Annotated in this window: 2 protein-coding genes; one reads left to right on the forward strand and one right to left on the reverse strand. The window is 32.7% G+C overall.

The window, feature by feature from the left end; translation table 11 throughout:
- Positions 1-96: 96 nt before the first annotated feature.
- On the reverse strand, positions 97-411 hold the full coding sequence (locus HX088_RS13805) for a DUF4286 family protein (RefSeq protein ID WP_260543156.1): 315 nt from the start codon (positions 409-411) through the stop codon (positions 97-99).
- Positions 412-521: 110 nt separating this feature from the next.
- Between HX088_RS13805 and HX088_RS13810 the strand changes: the two genes are divergently transcribed.
- On the forward strand, positions 522-1,904 hold the full coding sequence (locus HX088_RS13810) for a dipeptidase (protein ID WP_260543157.1): 1,383 nt from the start codon (positions 522-524) through the stop codon (positions 1,902-1,904).
- The last annotated feature ends 97 nt before the right edge of the window (positions 1,905-2,001 follow it).

Here is a 2,001-nt window from a genome sequence, read left to right on the forward strand (position 1 = left end):
TGTATGTTACATCATATTTTACTTTTCTTGCCATAAAAAATGCCCCCAAAAGTGTCTAACTTTTTGGGGGCAGTGTATTTCTACTGCATTTTTTATTTATTGATAATCACCAATATGCTCCATTTCACTGACAAAGCTAATTACTTTTGTTGCAAACTTTTGCAAGCTTTTTTGTTGAATTTCTGCTAAAAAATTATTTTTAAACTGGTCTAAAGTCAATTCATCATTCACAAACAATTGCAACGAATAAGACGTCGCTCCTGGCTCTACATGCGAAGTTATTTTTCCTAAACGAGCTCCAATAAAACAATTCGATTTCAAATAGTCATTGATGTGTTCTCTCTGCACCCACTCAAACCATTCACCATGCACTTCTTGTTCTACAATAAACGTTGTATTATATAATATCATTTTCTAAATTTTTGCAAAGATACAAAGGTTTTAGAATTATATTTTTTATCAAAAAGAAGTTTACTCTAAATTTTATTGTTAAATTTACCTATTATTCATAACAAAAAAAAATGAACAATACTCAACAATTTATACAAGAAAATAAACAACGTTTTCTTGATGAATTAATAGAATTACTTAAAATTCCTTCAGTTAGTGCTGATCCAGCCTACACACAAGATGTAAATGATGCAGCTGAAATGGTTGCAAAATATTTGAAACAAGCAGGTGCTGACAATGTAGAAGTTTGCGAAACAGAAGGTTTCCCAGTTATTTATGGTGAAAAAATTATTGATCCATCAAAACCAACTGTTTTAGTTTACGGACATTATGATGTTCAACCAGCTGATCCTTTAGAATTATGGGAATCTGGACCATACGAGCCAGTAATCAAAAAGACAGAAATTCATCCAGATGGTGCAATTTTCGCCCGTGGTTCTGCAGATGATAAAGGTCAAATGTTTATGCATGTTAAAGCTTTCGAAGCTTTAAACAAATCAAACGAATTACCTTGTAACGTTAAATTTATGATCGAAGGTGAAGAAGAAGTTGGTTCTCCTTCATTGGTAAATTTCGTAAAAGACAATAAAGAGAAATTAAAAAATGATGTGATTTTAATTTCTGATACTTCTATGATTTCGAACGATCAACCTTCTATTTCTGTAGGTTTACGTGGATTGTCATATGTAGAAGTTGAAGTAAAAGGATCTAATCGCGATATGCACTCGGGTGTGTATGGTGGAGCTGTTCCAAATCCAATTAACGTTTTAGCAACAATGATTGGAAAATTAATCAATGAAAAAGGACATATCACTATTCCTGGTTTTTACGAACCAATTCTTGAGTTGACAGAAGATGAAAGAGCTGATTTAGCTAAAATTCCTTTTAACGTCGAAGATTACAAAAAATCAATTGGTATTGCTGATATTCAAGGTGAAGAAGGATTCTCTACAATCGAAAGAGCTTCTATTCGTCCAACTTTAGATGTGAATGGAATTTGGGGTGGATATATAGGTGAAGGTGCAAAAACTGTAATTCCTTCTCATGCGTATGCTAAAATATCTATGCGTTTGGTTCCAGGACAAGATCCAGAAGTTGTTACAAAACAATTTGCTGATTATTTCCCTACTTTAGCTCCTTCTTCAGTAGAAGTTAAAGTAAAACCACATCACGGAGGGAAACCTTATATTTTACCTACTAATCACCCAGGATTTATTGCTGCTAAAAAAGCATTAGCTGAAACATTTGAAAAAGAAGCGTTAGCTGAAAGAGCTGGAGGTTCTATTCCAATTGTCGCATTATTCGAGGAAGAATTAGGTACAAAATCTGTGTTAATGGGATTCGGATTAAACTCTGACGTTATCCACTCACCTAACGAACATTATGGTTTATTCAATTTCTACAAAGGAATCGAAACTATTCCATATTTCTACAAATATTTTAACGAACAATAATTTCGACTAAATAACTTCTGAAAGAAGCTGTCTCAAAACTAGACAGCTTCTTTTTTTTGCTTTTTAGAATACATATGTTCTTGTATAGTTGGATTTT

It is taken from the genome of Empedobacter sp. 225-1 (assembly GCF_030328185.1).
Classification (GTDB): Bacteria; Bacteroidota; Bacteroidia; order Flavobacteriales; family Weeksellaceae; genus Empedobacter; species Empedobacter stercoris.